This is a genomic window from Streptomyces sp. NPDC051963 (assembly GCF_044593495.1).
In the GTDB taxonomy this organism is placed as follows: domain Bacteria; phylum Actinomycetota; class Actinomycetes; order Streptomycetales; family Streptomycetaceae; genus Streptomyces.
The window spans coordinates 77696-98419 of the sequence record NZ_JBIUCC010000005.1 but is presented as its reverse complement, the minus strand read 5'-3'; the positions used below and the strand labels follow the sequence as shown (position 1 = coordinate 98419).

Here is a 20724-nt window from a genome sequence, read left to right as displayed (position 1 = left end):
TTCCGACTGGGGAAGTGCGCAGACCGACCGAAAGATGTTCGAGGCGAGGCACACCATGGACGCTCCGACCACCACGTCGGCCGACAACGGCACTTCCGGCGGCGGGGGCGGCTGGTTCACGCCGCGCAAGCAGCCACCGACGACTCCGGACGGCGAGCAGGACGTGGCGGAAGGCAGCCGCTTGGCCGGAATGCGGCCGAGGGGCAGCTCCGCGCCCGCCACGGAGCCGGTGAGCAGGCCCGCGGCGGCCACCGATGCGGAGCCACAGGCGCACGACCCCGCGCGGGCTGCCGCGACGCCCGGTGATGTCATGGCAGGACCCGCTCCCTCATTCCCCGCCGGCAGCCCGGTAGTTCCCGCTGCGGAGCCGTCCCCGGTGGGCTATCCGACAGGCCCCACCGCACCGCACTCCTCCCCGGCGGGCTATCCGGCAGGTCCCGCCGCACCGCACCCCTCTCCGCCTGGCAGCCCGTCAAGTCCCACGCCGCCGCAGGCCTTCAGGCCCGAAGCCCCGACATCGCCCGTCACCGACCGACGACCCGCACCGGACGCCGGTGACACCCGCCCCACCGCGAGCGCCGGTTTCGCCGCACAGGAGCACACAGCAGCGCCCCCGGCCCCCGCCCCGGCCGCTCCTGCCCCTCCGCCTGCCGAGCAGCGTGTGCCCGTCCAGCCGTCAGACAGGCCCGAGGCCGAGGCATCCCCGGACGCCGTTCTCATCCGCCGGACCATGGCCGAGGTCGGCCCGGTGGCCGACAAAGTCACCTCGTACTTCTACGCGTTGCTCTTCGTACGCCACCCCGACCTGCGGTCCCTGTTCCCGGCCGCCATGGACACCCAGCGGGACCGGCTGCTCAAGGCGCTGCTGACCGCGGCCGAGCACATCGACAACACCCCGGTCCTCGTCGATTACTTGCAGAACCTCGGCCGCGGCCACCGCAAGTACGGCACCCGCCCCGAGCACTACCCGGCCGTCGGTGAGTGCCTCATCGGCGCCTTGAGCCGATACGCCGAACCCATCTGGGACGCGGAGACGGAGGCGGCCTGGGTCCGGGCGTACACGACGATCTCGCAGGTGATGATCGACGCGGCGGCCGTGGACGAGCTGCGTGCCCCGGCCTGGTGGTACGCGGAGGTCGTGTCGCACGATCTCAGGACGCCGGACGTGGCGGTGATCACCGTCCGCCCGGACCAGCCCTATCCGTTCCTCGCGGGGCAGTACGCGAGCGTGGAGACACCGTGGTGGCCACGAATATGGAGGCACTACTCCTTCGCTTCGGCACCTCGCTCCGACGGCCTGCTGTCGTTCCACGTGAAGGCCGTCCCCGCCGGCTGGGTCTCCAACGCCCTGGTGCACCGAGCCCGGCCCGGCGACATCATCCGGCTCGGCCCGCCCGCCGGTTCGATGACGGTGGACCACACGACCACCAGCGGGCTGCTCTGTCTGGGCGGCGGCACGGGGATAGCGCCCATCAAGGCGCTCGTCGAGGACGTCGCCGAGCATGGCGAGCGACGACCGGTCGAGGTCTTCTACGGCGCCCGCACCGGCCATGACCTGTACGACATCGACACCATGCTCAGGCTCCAGCAGTCCCACCCCTGGCTCTCGGTCCGCGCGATCGTCGACCAGCAGGCGCATCTCCAGCTCCCCGACGCCATACGCGAGTACGGGCCCTGGGTCGAGTACGACGCCTATCTCTCGGGCCCACCCGGAATGATCCGCAGCGGAGTCGACACCCTGAGGGACATCGGTATCCCGTCGGAGCGCATACGGCACGACTCGGTGGAGGAACTCGTCGCCACCGGAGAGTGACTCCCCGGCGCGGTATCAGCCCAGGTCCGGGGCGTGCATCGCACGTACACCCTCGATGTTCCCGTCCAGGTAGTGCCGTAGCGACAGCGGGACGAGGTGTACGGAGGCGATGCCCACGCGCGTGAACGGCACTCGTACGATCTCGTACTCGCCCGCGGGTTCGTCCACCTCGGGTCCGTGCCGCAGGGCCGTGTCCATGGACTCCAGGTGGCAGACGAAGAAGTGCTGCACCTTCACCCCGGTCGTGCCGGCGTCCTCGCCGATGTGCTCGACGGTGTCCACGAAACAGGGCACCACATCGATGATCTTGGCGCCGAGTTCCTCGTAGACCTCACGGTGCAGGGCATCGACGACGGTCGTGTCATCCGGTTCCACCCCGCCACCGGGGGTGATCCAGTAGGGATCGATGCCGGGCTTGGTGCGCTTGATGAGGATCAGGTCGTCACCGTCCAGGAGAACGGCTCGGGCGGTGCGCTTGACCACGGGTCGGACGGTCATGGGAGAAATGTGGCCCGCCATGTTCCACGTGAAACATTGCGGCAGGCCTTCGTACGGGTTCAGGGCGCGATGGCGCTTGGTCGGTGGCTCAACTCCAGTCGGTGGCCGCCCGCTGCAGCCACTCATGGGCCCGCGCAATGTGCGGCATCGCCAGTGTGCCGGTACGCACCACCAGGAAGTACGTCCGCAGGGGCGGCACCGCGGGCTCGTGCAAGGCCACGACCTCCCCGCGCTCCAGGGCGGGCGCACAGAGATAGCGGGGCAGCACCGCGAGCCCGGCGCCCGCGGACGCACAGGCGAGCACCGCGCGCAGGTCGGGAACGACGACGGCGCCGGAGGCCGCGGGGCGTGAGTCGAAAACAGAGGCCCAGTAGCGGGAGACGAAGGGCAGTGACTCGTGTACCTCGACGACAGGCAGGTTCTCCAGCACGGGTGCCCCGGTGCGGCGCACCTTCCAGGAGCCGATCTGCTCGGCCCAGCGCGGGGCGGCGACCAGGACGTGCTCTTCGTCGCAGAGCGCAGTCGCCGTGAGCAGAGCGCCCCGCGGACGGGCCGTACTGATGGCCAGATCGTGATGCCCTGCGGCGAGCCCCTCCAAGGTCTCCTCGGCGTTCCCGAAGGAGGCGCGCAGCGCGAAGCCCTGGCCGTCCTCACCGGTCAGTTCGGTGAGCACGGGCAGCGCCCGCTCGGCGGTGAACTCAGGGGGCCCCGCGAGATGCAGGGTGCGTACGGAGGACTCTTCGTCGAGGCCGGTCTCGGTGATCTCGACCAGCGCGTCGAGATGCGGTGCGGCCTTGTGCGCCAGCTCGTCGCCGATGGTCGTCGGTGTCACACCGCGGGCCTGTCGCAGGAACAGGGGGCGGCCCAGCTGTCGCTCCAGGGTGCGGATCTGAGAGGTGACGGCCGGCTGCGAGAGTCCGAGCAGCGCGGCGGCGCGAGTGAAGGAGCCGGCCCTGTGCACGGTCACAAAGGTGCGCAGCAAGGCCAGATCCATGGCGCACCCTCCCCTTCTTTGCTTTCCCCTGACCCCCCGGTCGCGCCCAACTATAAATAAGTCGATAGGTCGCTGTCGCTACTGTGATTGGACACTGACACAGAGTCAACTAGCCTTGGTCGCGCGGTTCTTCGCGCGCAGAACCGAGGGCGGTCCGAGCCACGAGGGGGGAGGCTCGGACCGCCCGTTGTTCTAGCCGCACACCGTCCCGGGCAGCGAGAAGCGGTCAGTCCGCCGACTCGCCGAGTGCACGGAGCACATCGGCCACCAGGTCCTCGGGGTCCTCGGCGCCGACGGAGAGGCGGATGAAGCCCTCCGGCACCGCATCCCCGCCCCAGCGTCCGCGGCGCTCGGCCGTGGAGCGCACCCCGCCGAAACTCGTCGCGTCGTCGACGAGGCGCAGCGCGTCGAGGAAGCGGTCGGCACGCGCGCGCGTGGGCAGCGTGAAGGAGACGATGCACCCGTAGCGGCGCATCTGCTGCGAGGCGATCTTGTGCGAGGGGTCGCTCATCAGTCCCGGGTAGCGCACTCCGAGCTCCTCGGGCCAGTCGCGCAGCGCTTCGGCAACCGCGAGGGCACTGGTGTTCTGGCGGTCCACCCGCAGCTGGAGCGTGGCGATGGATCGGTGTGCGAGCCAGGCCTCCATGGGCCCCGGAATCGCCCCGACGATCTTGCGCCAACGGCGGACGCCCGCCATGGCCTCGGCGTCACGGCCGACGACGTAGCCCAGCAGGACGTCCCCGTGCCCGGTGAGCTGCTTGGTGCCGCTCGCCACGGAGAAGTCGGCACCCAGCTCCAGCGGGCGCTGACCGAGCGGCGTGGCGAGCGTGTTGTCGACGGCGACCAGGGCGCCACGCGCGTGTGCCGCCTCGACGAGCCGCCGGACGTCGCACACGTCGAGCCCCGGGTTCGACGGGGTCTCGATCCACAGCAGCTTCGCGTCGTCCAGGACGTCCAGCTGGGCGTCGCCGCCGGTCGGCGCGGTGCGCACCTCGATGCCGTACGACTCCAGTTGCGTGCGCACCAGAGGCAGCACCTGGTAGCCGTCGCTGGGTAGGACGACCGTGTCCCCGGAGCGCAGCTGGGAGAAGACGACGGACGAGATGGCCGCCATGCCGGAGGCGAAGGTCAGCGTTTCGACGTCGTCCTGTCCCGGTGCCTCCAACTCGCCGATCGCGCGCTCCAGATGCGTCCACGTCGGGTTGTCGTCGCGGCCGTACGTGTACGGGCCCGTGGGGTCGCCCGGCAGGTGGTAGTGGGCGGCGAAGGTGGGGCCGGGCAGCGTCGGCTCGTGCCTGACCGGCTCGGGCAGCCCGGCCCGGACCGCGCGCGTGCCGTCGCCGGTACCCCTACGGTCCCCATCCGATGCGGAATCGCTCATGCCGTCTGTCCTTCCACGTGCTGATGAATCGCGGCGAGCAGACCTGCGCTCGCCGCCTCCACCATCTCAAGGCACTCCTCGAAGCCGTCCATCCCCCCGTAGTACGGGTCCGGGACATCGAGGTCTTCGCCCGCGGAGGGGTCGTACGAGCGCAGCAGCCGTACCTTTTCTGCGTCCCGCTCGGTGGGCGCGAGGCGCCGCAGGGCCTTGAGGTGGCCCCTGTCCAGGGCGACGACTAGGTCGAGGCGGGAGAACCAGGACCCCTGGAACTGCCGGGCCGTGTGGTCGCTTTCGTAGCCGTGCTCCTCGAGGACGGCGACGGTGCGCGGGTCGGCACCGTCGCCGTCGTGCCAGCCGCCCGTGCCGGCGCTGTCGACCTCGACGAGCCCGTCGAGCCCCGCTTCCGCCACGCGCGCGTGGAAGACGGCCTCGGCCATCGGGGAGCGGCAGATGTTGCCGGTGCAGACGAAGCAGACGCGGTAGGCCATGGCCGTACTCAGTCCTTGCCGTCGGGCAGGACCATGTGGAGTGCCCAGGAGACGATCGAGATGATCAGGCCGCCCAGGACCGCGGTCCAGAAGCCGTCGACGTGGAAGCTCAGATCGAGCTTGTCGGCGAGCCATGAGGTGAGCAGCAGCATCAGCGCGTTGACCACCAGGGTGAACAGGCCGAGCGTCAGGATGAGGAGCGGCAGGCTCAGCAGGCTCACTATGGGCTTGACCAGGAAGTTCACCAGGCCGAAGACCAGAGCGACGAGAATGAGCGTCCAGGCCTTCTTGCCCGTGCTGTCACCGGTCAGGGTGATCTTGTCGAGAAGCCATACGGCGACTGCCAGGGCACCCGCATTGGCGATCGTCTTGACTACGAAATTCTTCATGTGTCTGATCGTGGCAGACGAGATCGGCAACGAGCAGTGGGACAAGGGCGGACAAGGGCGATGAAGGCATTCCGGCTGGATGAACTGGAGGCGGAGCGCGCCGCCAACGAGGGCGCCTACCTGCAGTTTCTGCGGGAGCGGAACATGTCGGTCGGCCTGTACGCGCTCGACAAGGGCGAGCATGATCCACAAAAGCCCCACAACCAGGACGAGGTCTACTTCGTTGTGAGCGGCCGCGCCGCGATCACCGTCGGCATGGAGACCACACAGGTGGCGCGGGGCAGCGTGGTGTACGTTCCGGCCGGGGTCGCCCACAAGTTCCACCACATCAGCGAGGACCTGCGGGTCCTGGTGGTGTTCTCTCCGCCCGAGAGGTGACCTGCCACCCCGGGATTCCCTAGGGGATCGATCAGGGGAGGACAAGGGGCGCGAGGCCCCCGCGGAGCCCCTTCGCGGCCCTAGCATCGAGTGCAGGACATCAGAAGGATCCGGCGCCGACAGGGCCGGACATCGACGGACCCGGCACAGTAACGGGCGGAGAAGTAAGGACAAGGCCGATGCGAGAGATCTTCACGGGACTGCCGTGGTGGGTGAAGTGGATCGCGGTGCCCGTCATCGCTCTGGTCGTCTTCGGCGGGCTGATAGCCAGCGTCGTCGGCTTCGTCATCGGACTGCTCTTCAAGCTGCTGGTCTTCGTGGCACTGGTCGGTGGACTCATCTACGTCGTACGGAAGTTCACCTCGAGCTCGTCCTCACGCAGCGACTGGTGAGCACAGCGGGAGCCGGTGAGCGGTAACAGGAACCACCGGTTCCCTCGGGCGAGGGAAGTTTTCCGTACGGGCCGACTGCGAGCGGTGGCAGACGGTTAAAGTCCGGAATTCGGCGCGGGTTGCACGACCCCCGCGCGCGGCGTACCCCCCACCCGTGTTCCCCCCACACGGGCCGCCCCTCGCGTATCGGGAGTGCCCCTTGGCCACGGCTGACACCGCACAAGCAGACCCCCACGCACCCCCCGCAGCCGTCCTGGCATCGGGAACCCGCATCAGAGCCCCGGAACAACGCGGCTCCCGCGAGCGGCAGTCCCGGCAGACACCGGCCCCCGACGAACAGTCGCACTCCGCGACGCTCATCGGATCGGTCCAGCGCGCCATGCGCCTCCTGGAATCGGTCGCCGGGCATGCGTACGGCGCCCCCGCCAAGCAGTTGGCCCGTGAGACCGGCCTGGCGCTGCCCACGGCGTACCACCTGCTGCGCACCCTCGTGCACGAGGGCTATCTGCGCCGCGACAAAGGGCTGTTCTTCCTGGGGGAGGCAGCTGAGCGGCTGAGCAGCAGCGGAGCCGGGCAGAAACGTCGCAGCACGGTGGTCGACACGCTCGCCCAGTGGCGCGACGCCATCGGCGTTCCCGTGTACTACGCGATGTACCAGGACGGCGAGATCGAGGTCATGTGCGTCTCGGACACCCCGGGCAATCCGGCGGTCGAGGAGTGGGCCGACTTCCGCGAGACCGGGCATGCGCACGCCATCGGTCAGTGTCTGCTGTCCCAACTCGACGAGGACGCCCGCCGGGACCACCTCGACCGCTATCCCGTGCAGTCCATCACCCCGTACACGGTGCGCGACGACCACGCGCTGTTGCGGCGCCTGGAACGGACGCGGCGGATGGACCCGGTGACAGAGCGGCAGGAGTACGCGCTCGGCACCGTGTGTGCGGCGATTCCCATCACCGTGGGCACCACGGCGGCGACCATGGCCATTTCCCTGCCCGTCCATCAAGCCGATCGGCTGCTGCCCGCGGTGCGGCAGTTGCAGGACGAGGTCGGGCGTCTCCTGGGGTCACTCGCGATCTCTATCAGCATCTGAAAACTCACTCCTTGTGATCTGTCGTGTACGTTCAGCAAGATGCCTTCAGTGCCAAGGGGTTCATTCCCGGCCAGACGACGGCAAATGACGGGACAGGCGATGCGCGAGTCCGTACAGGCAGAAGTCATGATGAGCTTTCTCGTGTCCGAGGAGCTCTCCTTCCGGATCCCGGTGGAGTTGCGCTACGAGACCGGTGATCCCTATGCCGTGCGGCTGACCTTCCATCTGCCCGGTGACGCCCCGGTGACCTGGGCGTTCGGGCGGGAGCTGCTGATCGACGGGGTGGGCCGGCCGTGCGGTGAGGGGGATGTCCGCGTCTCACCCGCCGAACTCGACACGCTCGGTGACGTTCTGATCCGGCTTCAGGTGGGCGGCGACCAGGCCGTGTTCCGTTCCTCGGCGGCGCCGCTCGTGGCCTTTCTCGACCGCACCGACAAGCTGGTGCCGCTGGGCCAGGAGGGCGCCCTCGCCGACTTCGACGCCCACCTCGACGAGGCGCTGGACCGCATCCTCGCGGAGGAGCAGAGCGCGGGCTGAGGGGAGTGGCTGTGGACGCCTGTGGGCGGTGGTGATGCAACGGTTCGGCGGGGTTGTGGAGCCAGGCAGGAACGCTTCTGCGATGTGAGGCGGGTGAGGTGGGGGGCGGGGCGCTTGACCTGGCGGCCCCGTACCGCTGAGGGCGAGCGGCGTGACCTGGCCGCGGCGCCCGCTCCCCTCACCGCTTGCGCCGTCGCCCCTTCCCGCCGCGTGCCGGAGCCGTGGGTGCCACGTCAGCGTTGGCCGTCAGCTCCCCGCCGGGGCGATCGGCTGAGACCATCAGTGCCGCCAGCGCCGTCGTGACCGGCACGGACGCGACCAGGCCGATCGAGCCCACCAGCGTGCGCACGATCTCCTCCGCCACCAGCTCACTGTTGGCGACGGTACCGACGCTGCTCTGGGCGATCGAGAAGAGCAGCAGCAGCGGCAGCGCGGCGCCCGCATACGCGAGGACGAGCGTGTTGACGACCGACGCGATGTGGTCGCGACCGATGCGGATGCCGGCACGGTACAGCCCGCGCCAGCCCATCGTCGGGTTGGCCTCGTGCAGCTCCCAGACGGCCGACGTCTGCGTGACCGTCACGTCGTCGAGGACACCGAGCGAACCGATGATGATGCCGGCGAGCAGCAGGCCACTCATGTCGATCGACGGATACAGGCCGTGGATCAGACCGGTGTTGTCGTCCGTGTTGCCGGTGAGCGAGGCCCAGTCGATGAAGACCGAGCCGAGGATGCCGATCAGCAACAGCGAGATGAGGGTGCCGAGTACGGCCACCGAGGTTCTGGCGGACAGACCGTGGCACAGATACAGGGCTGCCAGCATGATGGCACTCGCCCCGATCACCGCCACGACCAGCGGGTTCGAGCCCTGAAGGATGGCGGGCAGGATGAAGAAGTTCAGCACCAGGAAGCTGATGGCCAGCGCGACCAGCGCCATGACACCGCGCAGGCGTCCGACGATCACGACGGCGAGCGCGAAGATGCCGGCGAGCACCATCATCGGGACACGACGGTTGACGTCGGTCACCGAGTACTGAAGATCCTTCGGTGCGGAGGGCTCGTAGGCGACCACGACCTTCTCGCCCTCGTCCAGTTGCCGCGACTGGTCCGGCTGCACGATCTCCGTGAACGTACGGCCCTTGTCGTTGCCCGTGTCGACCCGGATCGTCGCCTTCTTGCAGGTGCCGTTCTCCTGCTGCTGCGCCGAGGAACCCTCCGCGGTGGAGGTGTCGCCGGTCGGCGTCTCCCCCGACGCGTTGACGTCCTTGCAGCTGACCTCGACCACCTTGGTGACCGTGGCCTGCTGGGTCTGCCGGTCGAAGCCGACCCCGGTGCGCTCGTGCGACGGGGCGCCGCCCGGCCACAGCACCGCGAGCCCGACGACCACCGCCACGGCGAACGGGATGAGGATCGCCGCGATGATCTTGCGGAGATGCTTGGAGACGGGCGCCGCGGGGCCGTGACTGTGTGAGTGGCCGTGCCCGCCACCGCCGCCCGGCCCGTGTCCGTCCCCGCCGCCGTGATCGTGACCGCCACCGGCACCCGATCCATGTTCGGGGCCGCCGCCGGAGACGGGCCCGTGCTCGTGCCACGCTCCGGGTCTGGTGCCGGCCCCAGCCTCGTGACCGCCGCCGGAACTCGGCCCGTTTCCACGGCTGTTGCCGTTTCCAGGGCCGCTACCGGGGCCGGGGCCGCGGGGCGGCTCGGGCGGTGGATACGGAGACTGACGTGTCGTGGTCACCGCCCGATCATCGCAAGAACGACGGGGGCCCACTGTTCAGCGCGCCCGAATTGACGCTAGCGTGGGGGCACGTTTGTACACGCGGGAGCTCGGAGCACCGGGCTGAGAGGGCGCTGACCTCCGTCTACGCGATGTTTCACGTGGAACACGTGATGTTCCCCATGAAACGTCGGCGGACGGAAATCGCTGCGTCGACCGCCGAACCTGTTACCGGGTAATGCCGGCGTAGGGAGTAGGTCTCATGACCATCAAGGACGCACGCACGCCTGCCTCCACGGAGAACGCGACGGATATTTCGTCGCAGAACCGGACCGACGGGGAGGCCGGGAAGTCCATCGGCTGGCACAAGGCGTACATCGCGGGCTCACGACCCGATCTGCGCGTGCCGGTCCGTCAGGTGCATCTCACCAACGGGCAGTCGGTCACGCTCTACGACACGTCGGGCCCGTACACCGATCCGCACACCGACACCGATGTCCGCCGGGGCCTCGCCCCGCTGCGCGAGAACTGGATCATCGCCCGCGGCGACACCGAGGAGTACGCGGGCCGTCCCGTCCGCCCCGAGGACGACGGAATCAAGCACACCTCGCCGCGTGGCGGCCTGCGCAACCTCGACGCGGTCTTCCCCGGGCGGCCGCGACAACCACGCCGCAGTCGGGACGACAAGGCGGTCACGCAGCTCGCGTACGCGCGCCGTGACGAGATCACACCCGAGATGGAGTTCGTGGCCGTCCGGGAGAACGTTTCGCCCGAGGTGGTCCGTGAGGAGATCGCGGCAGGCAGGGCCGTACTGCCCGCGAACGTCAACCACCCGGAGATCGAGCCGATGATCATCGGCAAGCGGTTCCTGGTGAAGGTCAACGCCAACATCGGCAACTCCGCGGTCACTTCCTCCATCGAGGAGGAGGTCGAGAAGATGACCTGGGCGACTCGCTGGGGCGCCGACACGGTCATGGACCTGTCCACCGGCCGCAACATCCACACCACCCGCGAGTGGGTGCTGCGCAACTCCCCCGTCCCCATCGGCACGGTCCCCCTCTACCAGGCCCTGGAGAAGGTCGACGGCAGGGCCGAGGAGCTGACCTGGGAGATCTACAAGGACACGGTCATCGAGCAGGCCGAGCAGGGCGTGGACTACATGACGGTCCACGCGGGCGTGCGCCTGCCGTATGTGCCGCTGACGGCGAACCGCAAGACCGGCATCGTCTCGCGCGGCGGCTCGATCATGGCGGCCTGGTGCCTGGCACACCACAAGGAATCGTTCCTCTACGAGAACTTCGAGGAACTCTGCGAGATCCTCGCCGCCTACGACGTCACGTACTCGCTGGGCGACGGTCTGCGGCCCGGCTCGATCGCGGACGCCAACGACGAGGCCCAGTTCGCGGAGTTGCGGACGCTCGGGGAACTCAACACGATCGCGAAGCGTTTCAACGTACAGACCATGATCGAGGGCCCGGGACATGTCCCGATGCACAAGATCAAGGAGAACATCGACCTTCAGCAGGAGATCTGCGATGAAGCTCCGTTCTATACGCTCGGCCCGCTGACGACGGACGTCGCGCCGGCGTACGACCACATCACTTCCGGCATCGGTGCCGCGATGATCGCCTGGTGGGGCACGGCCATGCTCTGCTACGTCACGCCCAAGGAGCACTTGGGCCTGCCCAACCGTGACGACGTCAAGACCGGCGTCATCACCTACAAGATCGCCGCCCACGCAGCCGACCTCGCCAAGGGGCACCCAGGTGCGCAGGAGTGGGACGACGCGCTGTCCGACGCCCGCTTCGAGTTCCGGTGGGAGGACCAGTTCAACCTCGCCCTCGACCCGGACACGGCCCGCGAGTTCCACGACGAGACACTGCCGGCCGAGCCCGCCAAGACCGCTCACTTCTGCTCGATGTGCGGGCCGAAGTTCTGCAGCATGAAGATTAGCCAAAGCATCACAGAGCGGTTCGGTGGTACGGCGGCTGCGGGGGCGACGGCTGAGGAGGTCGCTGAGGGGATGCTGCAGAAGTCGAAGGAGTTCGCGGCTAGCGGGAACCGGGTGTACCTGCCCCTTGCGGAATAGTCGTAGCCCTGTGAACGGCCCGCGCCTCATGAAGGAGTCGCGGGCCGTCCCGTCCTGCTTGGCAAGGACGGATCTGGCCTACGTGTTCACGGCAAAGCGTCCGCTGACGCGCCCGTACGAGGCCGTGAGTCCGCTGGCTGTGTGCCGCGCGATTCCTCGGAGCCGACCCATGGATCGGTATTTCGAGTTCATCTAGTCGAGAGCTCCGAGGTAAAGCCTTGCCAGACGGGGCAGTCGCCGATGCATCTCGTCTGCGTCGTCGAAGTCGAAGTCTTCCCCCATGTCCGTTGCATCGCTGTCCTGCTCATCAGCTGACCGGTGCTCAGCCCAGGCCTCGTAGAAGGCATGCGGGTTTCCCGTAAGGCGCTCGAAGGCGCCGCTGGCAATGTAGTTCACGTCCTCGTAGAACAGCGCTTCGTCGACGTGGGCGCTCGCGGCTTTGATGACAGCAGGGTGCTCGGCGAGGTTGTCCGGGTCCAGAGCCGTGCGCTCGTACCAGTCCCGCCCCAGTGCGATCACCCCTGCTCGGAAGTCCATGAAGCTGTCGTCGGAGCAGCCGCCGCCTATGAGGTAGGCCGCCGCCCAGACATCCCAGCGGTACAGAGCGTCATGTACCTCATCGAACCGTTCGGCGTACTCAAGGATCTCCTGCGGAGTGCCACCGGCGAGGAGTTCCACCAGCGCCGCGTCGAAGAGCACGCCGGAGATGGTTGCTGAAGAACGTGCGGATTCGATGATGTTCCAGAACCGGTCTATGTCCATGGTGCTGCACTGTGCCACCCGGGTATGACAATGCACGTCGCTCAGCAGAGCTCCGTCATCCTTCTCAAGGCCGTCGACCTGGTGCGTTCCTTACGGGTGAGGCTGACTCCGGGCTGAATTTGTCCAGCATGAAGATCTCCCACGACATCCGCGCCGAACACGGCGACACCAAGGCGGAGATCGAAGAGGGCATGGCTCAGAAGTCGAAGGAGTTCGCGGCGAGCGGGAACCGGGTGTACCTGCCCCTTGCGGACTGAGGTGAGCGGCTGGGTGGCGCCTGTGCTGAACGGGCGCTGCCCAGCCCGGCCTGCACGGGCCCCTGCGGCTTCTCCGCAGGACAGCGGGACGGGCTCGTCCTGAGGAATGCGTTTGGTGTGCGGTGCCGGAGCTCGTACGGTCGGGGGCGTGATGAACATCGTCGGCGAGCCGCGCAGACTCGGAGTTCCCGGACCTGAGGCGAGGCTGCGGTTCGAGACAGAGCTCCAGGAACTGGGGTCGGGGCCGCGACGCAGGCTGCTGGTGCTCGATGGGAAGCCCGCGTTCGAGCTCTCCATGTGGTGCGGGACGTGCCAGTTCCTGTTCCAGCGGCTCGAGGGTGCAAACCAGACGTTGTCCTTGGACGCCATGCAGGAGCGTCTCGCCGGCCGGATCTCCGATCTGGACGCCGACATCCTGGATGCGTTCGGCTCCTTGCTGCCGGAAGGCGACTACCTTCCTTTGCTGCTCCGTGTCGAGCCGCGGCTGGTCCTTCCGGGACAGGAGGGTGACTACTTCAGCGGTGAGCAGGTGGCCACCTGGGGACCCAACCAGTTCTGGGGACTTCCGGAGCACCCTCGTACGCCGTATTACCGCACGTTCGAGACGGTGGTCGACGACACCGCGCATTTCTATGAGTTCGTCGTACCGATGGTTCCTCCGTCCTGGAACGAACAGGGGCGGGTGGAGGAGTATGCCGAGCGGATGGCGCGAGGGTCTGTGCCGACAGCGGTCGCGGTCTCGACTCTGGATCTGTGCCGGCCTGCGGTGAGCATCCACTCGACCGACGAATACGAGCACTGGGGGCTGACGCACTTCCTCCTCGACGGCCATCACAAGCTGGCGGCGGCAGCATCGGCGGGACGTCCCGTCCAGCTCCTGTCGCTCTTGGCCTTGGGCGAGTGCCTGGCCGGCCCCGATGATCACGAGCGGCTGGCGGCCTTGCGCTCTCAGCCCAGGCGGAGCCGTGGAGCTCGGCTGGAGCGGTGACGTGGGCCCGCGTCGAGTCCGCACGGCGGAGATCGAAGAGGGCATGGCTCAGAAGTCGAAGGAGTTCGCGGAGGCGGGTGGTCGCGTGTATCTGCCGATTGCGAACTGACGGCAGCGTGCAGGGGCCGACGTCGGCCGTCGGTTGAGGCGGCGTCGGGGCGGTCCGCGAGCCAGGTCGTCGGAGTCTTGCTGGGATGACGGCCGGAACAGACCGTCCTCGGCCCCGTGTTCGGCTTGCGCTCCCCTGGGTGGGGGCGCAAGCCGAGCGGTGTCGGGCCGAGGTGGGTCTACTCCGGCTGGTGCTCCGGGCCTCCGAAGTCCGGGCTGGTGTAGTCCGGGCTGCTGAAGCTCGGGCGGTGGCCCGGGGCGGGGCCTTCGTCGGGGCTGCTGAAACCCGGGCGGTTGTAGCCGAGGTGCGGCATGCGGTTGGTCGTTGCCGGCGGTGCCGTGTGGTGCAGTGCCGCGGCGGTGCCGGGTTGGGCCAGTGCGTCTCGCAGGAACGGCAGGATGCCGCGCTCCAGCACGGCCTCGCGCCAGGCTTCCCTGGCCCTGGCCACCTCCCCGCTCAGCTCCCCGTAGGGGCCTGTGTCGAGCGAGGGCCTGTTGCGCAGGGCGGTGATCAGCAGCCCGACAGCGGCGACAAGGATCGCGGCCGCGGTCATGGCGCCGAACACCCATCCGGTGGTCAGCATGGTCTGGGCGAACTCCGGCGCGGGGTCCAGCATCTTCAGGATGTAGCCCACGAGCAGGAAGATCGCCGCGGCTGTTCCGGCGAGGACAGGTGCCAGGACCGCGACGACGGCGACGGCGCCCGCGCCGGCGGTCTCGGCGACCTCACCCATGGTGGCGGCGAGCCCCACCGCGTTCGTGCCCGGCTCCGTGGAGCCGGATTCACGGACGGACGACGGGGTGGACGGCGCCGGTTGGCGCAGTTCCTCGCGGACCTTCACGTAGTGCTGGTACTCGGTGGCTGCCGCCGCGGTGATGAGTGCGGAGGCGTTGAGAGCCATGGTGCGCAGCTGTTCCGGGTTGAGCCGCTGTCCGACAGCGGCCAGTTCAGGGCGGTGTGGGGCGGAGCGCAGCGCCTCATCGAGGATCCGCTCGTATTCCTGGCGGTCCTCGCTCAGCAGGTGCTGCGGAACGCTGTTCATCTGCATCCCCCGATGCTCCGTAGGGCTTGGGGCTCGCACGCTGACGAGCCGTATGGCAGAAACGGAGGGGAGCCTGCTACGGATAAGCCGATGGTAGAGCGGTGACGGCACACGGTGACAGGGGGTTTCCAAAAATTGCCCCCTGGCCCGGGCCCTCTCCGGTGGTACCTCCGTGGGGGGCGCCTGCCCGGTGGACGTTCAGATATCCAGGGGAAGTTGCTGGACCAGCAGCTTTCCGGCCATGGTCACTCCGCCGTCCATGGCGATGGCGAGCCCGTCGGCGTAGACGTGCGGTCCCGCGACCTGGGGACCGTCGTCGTCCTCGTCGTCCTCGGAGCCGACTTCGCCCAGCAGGTACGGAATGGGGCTGTGGCCGTGAACGATGCGGGTGCCGCCGTACGTATCGAGCAGTGAGCGCACGGCGTCGGCGCCGCCCTCGTCGCGGAAGGAGAACCGCTTGGTGAACTTGCGGAACAGATCCCACACTTCGTCCGCGTCGTTGCGGGTGAGCGCCTCGTGGACGGTGTCGTTGACCGCCTCGATGGAGTCGCCGTAGTCGAGATAGGCGGTGGTGTCGGAGTGCACGAGCAGATGGCCGTCGACTTCCTCCACGGCGTCCAGCCGGGCCATCCACTGGAGGTGGTGGTCCTGGAGACGGTCCATGTCGGTCTTCTGGCCGCCGTTGAGCAGCCAGGCGGCCTGGAAGGTGGCGGTGCCCGCGCCGGAGTTGACGGGGGTGTCGCCGAACCGCTTGGCGCCGAGGAGGAGCAGCTCGTGGTTGCCCATGAGTGCCTTGCAGTAGCCGCCGGCCGCGGCTGCCTCGGCGGACAGGCGCATCACGAGGTCGATGACGCCGATGCCGTCGGGGCCGCGGTCGGTGAAGTCGCCGAGGAACCACAGCCGGGTGGTGCCCGCGCACCAGTTGCCCGCGGTGTCGATGAGGCCCTTCTCCTGGAGGGCGGCCACCAACTCGTCCAGATAGCCGTGCACGTCTCCGACGACGTACAGCGGACCCGGCCCGGCATTGGACTGCGGGATCGTCGCGGCCGCGGGGTCGACGGTCGCCTGAAGCGTGTCACCGCGGTTGACGACGGGCAGATCGCGCTGGGTGGGCGTGTAGCCGTCCGGGTGGTCCACCGGCTCCTCGACGGGGCTGACGGCCTCGCCGGGGTGCGCGTTGTGGACGTACGGACCGGTCTCGTGGACGTACGCGGGCACCCGGAAGTCGCGCAACGTCGCCGTCCGCTCCACCTCGGGTCCCTGACCGGCCCCCTGAGTCATCGACCCCTCCACCATCGCGCCGCAGCTGCACCGCATCGGACTGCCTGGTCGCAGCGGCCCGCGGTGTCGTGGGCCCATCATAGGAATGCGGATCGCGCCATGTGATGACCCAGGGGTGGTGAATCAGCGCAAGACTCCAGTTCATCGCGGCTTTCGCCCCGATTGGGCCGGGCTTTGCCACCCAGCTGCCGACCCTGTTCTATTCCTTCTTGGGCGATCGAGGCGGGCTGACGGTCGTCCGCGGCGGCCGTCGCTGGGACGAGGTGCGCACGATCAGCTCGGTCGGTATCACCTGCTCGACCGGTTGGTCCGATTCGACCCCCTCGATGGCGTCGATGAGGAGTTGGACCACCGCCGTGCCGATGCGGCGCGGCTTCAGGGAGAGCGTGGTGATGGGCGGCTCGGTGTTGGCGTACACGGTGGACTCGCTGCAACAGACCAGAAGCAGGTCGTCCGGTACGCGCAGCCCGTAGCGGCGGGCGGCGGCGAGCAGGTCGGTGCCGTTCGGATCGAACAGGCCGTAGACGGCGTCGGGCCGGTCGGGGCGGGCGAGCAGTCGGTCGGCGGCGACGGCGCCCGCGCACGGATCGTGCGCCGGGTAGGACTCGTACACCGGATCCTGGCCCACTCGCTCACACCAGCGCAGATATGCGGTGGTCGACAGATGGGTGTACGTGTCCGTCGTCGTCCCGGTCAGCAGGCCGATGCGGCGGGCGCCGGCGTCGGCCAGGTGGTCGAGGATGCCCATGACCGCGGCCTCGTGGTCGTTGTCGACCCAGGCGGTGACCGGCAGCGACCCGGCCGGGCGGCCGTCGGAGACGACCGGTAAACCCTGCCGGACCAGTTCGCTGACCACCGGGTCCTGGTCGGACGGGTCGATGACGACCGTGCCGTCCAGGGCGACGTTCGACCACACGTCGTGGCGGGAGGTCGCGGGGAGGATGACGAGGGCGTAGCCGCGGGCGAGCGCGGCCGAGGTGGCGGCTCTGGCCATCTCGGCGAAGTACGCGAACTCGGTGAAGGTGAAAGGTTCATCCCCGTATGTCGTCACGGTCAGGCCGATCAGTCCGGACTTGCCGGTACGGAGGGTTCGGGCCGCGGCCGACGGGCGATAACCCAGTCGGTCGGCGACTTCGCGGACATGGCGTCGGGTGGCGTCCGGGAGCCGGCCCTTGCCGTTGAGGGCGTCGGAGACGGTCGTGATGGAGACTCCGGCGGCGGCGGCGACGTCTCTGATGCCTGCCCGGCCCGGCCGACTGCCTCGACGTGAGGTTTCCGCGCGGCTCACCTGGTGCTTCCCTGCTGCTGTCATGGCGAGCCGATAGTAGGGCTCATGTGGTGGGGTAGTGCGGACGCATATGCACCCGTTGACAGGCACGTTTCTGCAAGGTCACATGCCGTCAATTTCCTTGGAAACTAAGGGAGTTGGGCGCTTCCACGCCAACACGTAACTTGTCGGCGTGTGCACACCTGCCAAGTCGCCCATGTTTCGAAGAGGTCTCAACTCACCTGCACGGGTGATGCGCGCTACGGCGCGAGCCACCGGCGCATAGATATATGTGGGCGCGCCCCACAATTCGCACACCTTCGTACGGTGATGCCCCTGATGTCAGTGGGGCGAGTGGGATCTGTCGCTCCCGGGCACATGAGGGAGCCACCGCCCTGACGCAGCGGCGCCGAATCCTCATAAGGTGAGAAGCATTGGAAACCGGCGCCGGTCAGGGTCCGCCGGTGGTCGCGAGGAGGACTGCGGTGAGCGAGACCAGCCCCAAGCTGCGCGCCGAGCTGGAGGGTATCCCCACCTACAAGCCGGGGCGGCCCGCTGCCGCCGGCGGTCCGGTGGCGTACAAGCTGTCCTCCAATGAGAACCCCTATCCGCCGCTGCCCGGTGTGATGGAGAGCGTGACGGCCGCTGCCTCGTCGTTCAACCGCTACCCGGACATGGCCTGCACGGGCCTGATGAACGAGCTGGCCGAGCGGTTCGCCGTCCCCGTGACCCATCTGGCCACCGGCACGGGCTCGGTCGGGGTCGCCCAGCAGCTGATCCAGTCCACCGCCGGCCCCGGTGACGAGGTGATCTACGCCTGGCGGTCCTTCGAGGCGTACCCGATCATCGCCCAGATCAGCGGCGCCACCTCGGTGCAGGTGCCGCTGACGCCGGGCGATGTGCACGATCTGGACGCGATGGCGGATGCGATCACCGACCGGACCCGGCTGATCTTCGTCTGCAACCCCAACAACCCGACGGGCACGGTCGTACGACGGGCCGAGCTGGAGCGCTTCCTCGACCGGGTGCCCGGCGATGTGCTGGTGGTGCTGGACGAGGCGTACCGGGAGTTCATTCGTGACGCCGAGGTGCCGGACGGCGTGGCGCTGTACCGGGACCGGCCGAACGTCTGTGTCCTGCGGACGTTCTCGAAGGCGTACGGCCTGGCCGGACTGCGCGTCGGATTCGCGATCGCCCATGATCCGGTCGCGGCGGCGCTGCGCAAGACGGCGGTGCCGTTCGGTGTGAGCCAGCTCGCGCAGGAAGCGGCGATCGCCTCGCTGCGGGCCGAGGACGAACTGCTCGGCCGGGTCGGCTCACTGGTGTGCGAGCGCGCGCGTGTGGTCGACGGGCTGCGCGCCCAGGGCTGGACGGTGCCCGAGACCCAGGCCAACTTCGTGTGGCTGCGGCTGGGGGAGCGCACGGTCGCGTTCGCGGCGGCGTGCGAGCAGGCGGGCGTGGTCGTCCGGCCGTTCCCGGGTGAGGGCGTGCGGGTGACCGTCGGGGAGACCGAGGGGAACGACATCTTCCTCAAGGTGGCCGAAGCGTTCCGCAAGGAGCTGTAGGCGCGTCAGATGGGGGTGCTGGCCGCCTCCCCGGGCTCGAGCTGCGGTGCGTGGTCGCGTCGTGGGAGCAGGAGCGGGGTGGCCAGCATGAGGACACCGGCGATCGCGATCGCGCTACGGGTGCCGGTGACGGCGGCCAGCAGGCCCCATAGGGCGGTCATGGTGGCGGTGGTGGCCTTGCTGGTGATCGACCAGGCCGACAGGGTGCGGGCGACGCGTTCCTTGGGGGTGTGTTCCAGCCGGTAGGTGGCGAGGACCGGGTTGAACGCGCCGATGCAGATGATCAGCCCGAATTCCACGACCATGACGAGGACGAGCCCGGCCGTGCCGGGGCCGACGAAGGCCAGTCCGATCGGCCAGCAGGCGCGCAGCACCCCGGTGGTGAGCAGCATCCGGTGCCGGCCGAACCGGGCGACCAGCGGTCGGGCCAGCCGTGAGCCGATCAGGCCGCCGGTGCAGGGCACCGCGAAGGCGAGGGCGTACTGCCACGGTGCGAAACCGAGCGGGCCGAGCATGAGGACGGCGAGCAGCGGCGCAGGCGCCATGATCAGCGCGTTGACCAGGAGCGAGTTGAGGAACAGCGGGCGCAGCATCGGGTGGCCGAGGATGTGGCGCCAGCCGTCGAGCAGGTCGCCGGCGCGCAGCCGCGGTCCCTCCTCGCGCACCGGGCGGGGTTCTTTGCCGCCCACGGCACGGATGCCCAACGCGGAGAGCAGGTAGCTCACCGCATCGGCCGTCACGGTCGTCACCGGACCGAACAGGCCGACCGCGGCCCCGCCGAGCGGTGGTCCGAGCATGGTGGCGGTCCAGGTCGTGGACTCGAAGCGGCCGTTCGCGACGAGCAGGTCCTGCGGCTGTACGAGGCTCTTCAGGAAGGCCCCGCTCGCGGCGATGAAGGTGATGTCGGCCGCCGCGACGACGACCGACACCACCACGAGCTGGGCGAAGGAGAGCAGACCGAGCGCATACGCGGCGGGGATGGACAGCAGCGCTGTGAACCGCACCAGATCCATCGCGATCATCACCGGCCGTTTGCGGCGGAACTCCACCCACGGGCCGAGCGGCACCGCCACGACCGCCCCCACGGCCAGCCCCGCGGCGGCCAGCAACGCCACCTGCGTCGGACCGGCGTCCAGGACGAGGATCGCGATCAGCCGGAAGGCGTCGAAGGCGAAAAAGGTGCCGAAGGTGCTCACTGCGTATGACGCCCAGAGCCACCCGAACCGCCGATCGAGCATGCCCCCGGACCTCCTCGTTCGAGGCTCGAGCGGCCTCGCTTTGACCGGCGCCATCCAAGCGTGAGGCCGGTGGGTGGGGCAAACGCGGAGGCCAACGACTGCTGTTCGTCGGCCAGTTCCACCCATACGGTGTCACCGTCCCGCGCGGTCGACGGGGTCCGGAAAGCGACCGCGCCGGGGGCGACGACCTGCTGGGCGGATGTTTCACGTGGAACACGGACGCCGGTGTCGAAACGACGCCTCCCGCACGCGACGGGTTCGACAAGGCGTTGAAGTGCTTGCAGAGGGGTTGACATCCGCCAGGGTGATGACGGAAGGGGGGACCCCCGTGCGGGCGTCGAAAACCAGTAGGTCATAATTCCTTGTGAATGTGAACGCGTTCACAAGCGTGTCCCAGTTGCTCCCGAGATGTACGGAACAAGAGGGGCAAACTGCCGCTGTCA

Annotated in this window: 19 protein-coding genes, 2 pseudogenes and 1 riboswitch; of the genes and pseudogenes, 10 read left to right on the top strand and 11 right to left on the bottom strand. The window is 68.7% G+C overall.

The genetic code is table 11. The features are described 5' to 3' along the window. The first annotated feature begins 55 nt into the window (after positions 1-55). On the top strand, positions 56-1813 hold the full coding sequence (locus ACIHFB_RS21180; protein WP_400127600.1) for a globin domain-containing protein: 1758 nt from the start codon (positions 56-58) through the stop codon (positions 1811-1813). 15 nt (positions 1814-1828) lie between these two features. On the opposite strand, the gene ACIHFB_RS21175 is transcribed toward ACIHFB_RS21180, so the two are convergent. From ACIHFB_RS21175 to ACIHFB_RS21155, 5 genes are all read right to left on the bottom strand, one after another. After that, on the bottom strand, positions 1829-2311 hold the full coding sequence (locus ACIHFB_RS21175) for an NUDIX hydrolase (RefSeq protein ID WP_365271597.1): 483 nt from the start codon (positions 2309-2311) through the stop codon (positions 1829-1831). Positions 2312-2399: 88 nt separating this feature from the next. After that, complete coding sequence (locus ACIHFB_RS21170; protein WP_365271594.1) at positions 2400-3305, bottom strand: LysR family transcriptional regulator; 906 nt, start codon at positions 3303-3305, stop codon at positions 2400-2402. 226 nt (positions 3306-3531) lie between these two features. Continuing rightward, complete coding sequence (locus ACIHFB_RS21165; protein WP_400127599.1) at positions 3532-4686, bottom strand: cystathionine gamma-lyase; 1155 nt, start codon at positions 4684-4686, stop codon at positions 3532-3534. After that, positions 4683-5174: a low molecular weight protein-tyrosine-phosphatase gene (locus ACIHFB_RS21160; protein WP_400127598.1), complete on the bottom strand. Its 492-nt coding sequence runs from the start codon at positions 5172-5174 to the stop codon at positions 4683-4685. The genes ACIHFB_RS21165 and ACIHFB_RS21160 overlap by 4 nt, the downstream gene beginning before the upstream one ends. 8 nt (positions 5175-5182) lie before the next feature. Beyond that, a complete protein-coding gene (locus tag ACIHFB_RS21155; RefSeq protein ID WP_365271586.1) occupies positions 5183-5563 on the bottom strand; it encodes a phage holin family protein in 381 nt (126 codons plus the stop codon). 60 nt (positions 5564-5623) lie between these two features. Between ACIHFB_RS21155 and ACIHFB_RS21150 the strand changes: the two genes are divergently transcribed. The 4 genes from ACIHFB_RS21150 (at position 5624) to ACIHFB_RS21135 (ending at position 7963) form a co-directional block, all read left to right on the top strand. After that, entirely contained in the window at positions 5624-5941 is a 318-nt protein-coding gene (locus ACIHFB_RS21150; RefSeq protein ID WP_365271584.1) for a cupin domain-containing protein, read from the top strand. 179 nt (positions 5942-6120) lie between these two features. After that, positions 6121-6333 carry a DUF5326 family protein gene (locus tag ACIHFB_RS21145; protein WP_030189024.1) on the top strand — a complete coding sequence of 71 codons (213 nt, stop codon included), beginning with the start codon at positions 6121-6123 and terminating at the stop codon, positions 6331-6333. A gap of 358 nt (positions 6334-6691) precedes the next feature. Then, positions 6692-7426: an IclR family transcriptional regulator C-terminal domain-containing protein gene (locus tag ACIHFB_RS21140; RefSeq protein ID WP_365273359.1), complete on the top strand. Its 735-nt coding sequence runs from the start codon at positions 6692-6694 to the stop codon at positions 7424-7426. 99 nt (positions 7427-7525) lie between these two features. Further along, positions 7526-7963, top strand: coding sequence for an SsgA family sporulation/cell division regulator (locus tag ACIHFB_RS21135; protein WP_400127871.1), 438 nt, complete (start codon positions 7526-7528; stop codon positions 7961-7963). Positions 7964-8141: 178 nt separating this feature from the next. Here ACIHFB_RS21135 and ACIHFB_RS21130 read toward each other — a convergent pair whose 3' ends face one another. Next, a complete protein-coding gene (locus tag ACIHFB_RS21130) occupies positions 8142-9704 on the bottom strand; it encodes a YibE/F family protein (RefSeq protein ID WP_400127597.1) in 1563 nt (520 codons plus the stop codon). A 71-nt stretch (positions 9705-9775) separates the two neighbouring features. Continuing rightward, positions 9776-9953, top strand: a riboswitch (TPP riboswitch). Here ACIHFB_RS21130 and thiC point away from each other — a divergent pair. Next, positions 9946-11772, top strand: a complete 1827-nt coding sequence (gene thiC / locus ACIHFB_RS21125; protein WP_400127596.1) for a phosphomethylpyrimidine synthase ThiC — start codon at positions 9946-9948, stop codon at positions 11770-11772. It overlaps the preceding riboswitch by 8 nt. Before the next feature lie 192 nt (positions 11773-11964). On the opposite strand, the gene ACIHFB_RS21120 is transcribed toward thiC, so the two are convergent. After that, entirely contained in the window at positions 11965-12534 is a 570-nt protein-coding gene (locus ACIHFB_RS21120; protein WP_400127595.1) for a DUF4240 domain-containing protein, read from the bottom strand. Positions 12535-12644: 110 nt separating this feature from the next. On the opposite strand from ACIHFB_RS21120, the pseudogene ACIHFB_RS21115 reads away from it, so the two are divergent. From ACIHFB_RS21115 to ACIHFB_RS21105, 3 genes and pseudogenes are all read left to right on the top strand, one after another. Then, positions 12645-12791 (top strand): annotated as a pseudogene (locus tag ACIHFB_RS21115) (thiamine biosynthesis protein ThiC); the annotation flags it as partial. 151 nt (positions 12792-12942) lie between these two features. Continuing rightward, positions 12943-13779 (top strand): hypothetical protein, encoded by an 837-nt coding sequence (locus tag ACIHFB_RS21110; protein WP_400127870.1) that lies wholly within the window; start codon positions 12943-12945, stop codon positions 13777-13779. A gap of 28 nt (positions 13780-13807) precedes the next feature. Continuing rightward, positions 13808-13888, top strand: a pseudogene (locus ACIHFB_RS21105) (thiamine biosynthesis protein ThiC); the annotation flags it as partial. A gap of 178 nt (positions 13889-14066) precedes the next feature. Here ACIHFB_RS21105 and ACIHFB_RS21100 read toward each other — a convergent pair. The 3 genes from ACIHFB_RS21100 to ACIHFB_RS21090 form a co-directional block, all read right to left on the bottom strand. Continuing rightward, positions 14067-14936: a hypothetical protein gene (locus ACIHFB_RS21100; protein WP_365271575.1), complete on the bottom strand. Its 870-nt coding sequence runs from the start codon at positions 14934-14936 to the stop codon at positions 14067-14069. A 192-nt stretch (positions 14937-15128) separates the two neighbouring features. Then, positions 15129-16226 (bottom strand): metallophosphoesterase, encoded by a 1098-nt coding sequence (locus ACIHFB_RS21095; protein ID WP_365271572.1) that lies wholly within the window; start codon positions 16224-16226, stop codon positions 15129-15131. Positions 16227-16410: 184 nt separating this feature from the next. Further along, positions 16411-17523, bottom strand: coding sequence for a LacI family DNA-binding transcriptional regulator (locus ACIHFB_RS21090; protein WP_365271569.1), 1113 nt, complete (start codon positions 17521-17523; stop codon positions 16411-16413). 440 nt (positions 17524-17963) lie between these two features. Between ACIHFB_RS21090 and hisC the strand changes: the two genes are divergently transcribed. Next, positions 17964-19043: a histidinol-phosphate transaminase gene (hisC, locus tag ACIHFB_RS21085; RefSeq protein ID WP_400127594.1), complete on the top strand. Its 1080-nt coding sequence runs from the start codon at positions 17964-17966 to the stop codon at positions 19041-19043. 5 nt (positions 19044-19048) lie between these two features. On the opposite strand, the gene ACIHFB_RS21080 is transcribed toward hisC, so the two are convergent. Further along, a complete protein-coding gene (locus ACIHFB_RS21080; RefSeq protein ID WP_365271564.1) occupies positions 19049-20281 on the bottom strand; it encodes an MFS transporter in 1233 nt (410 codons plus the stop codon). Between the last annotated feature and the right edge of the window lie 443 nt (positions 20282-20724).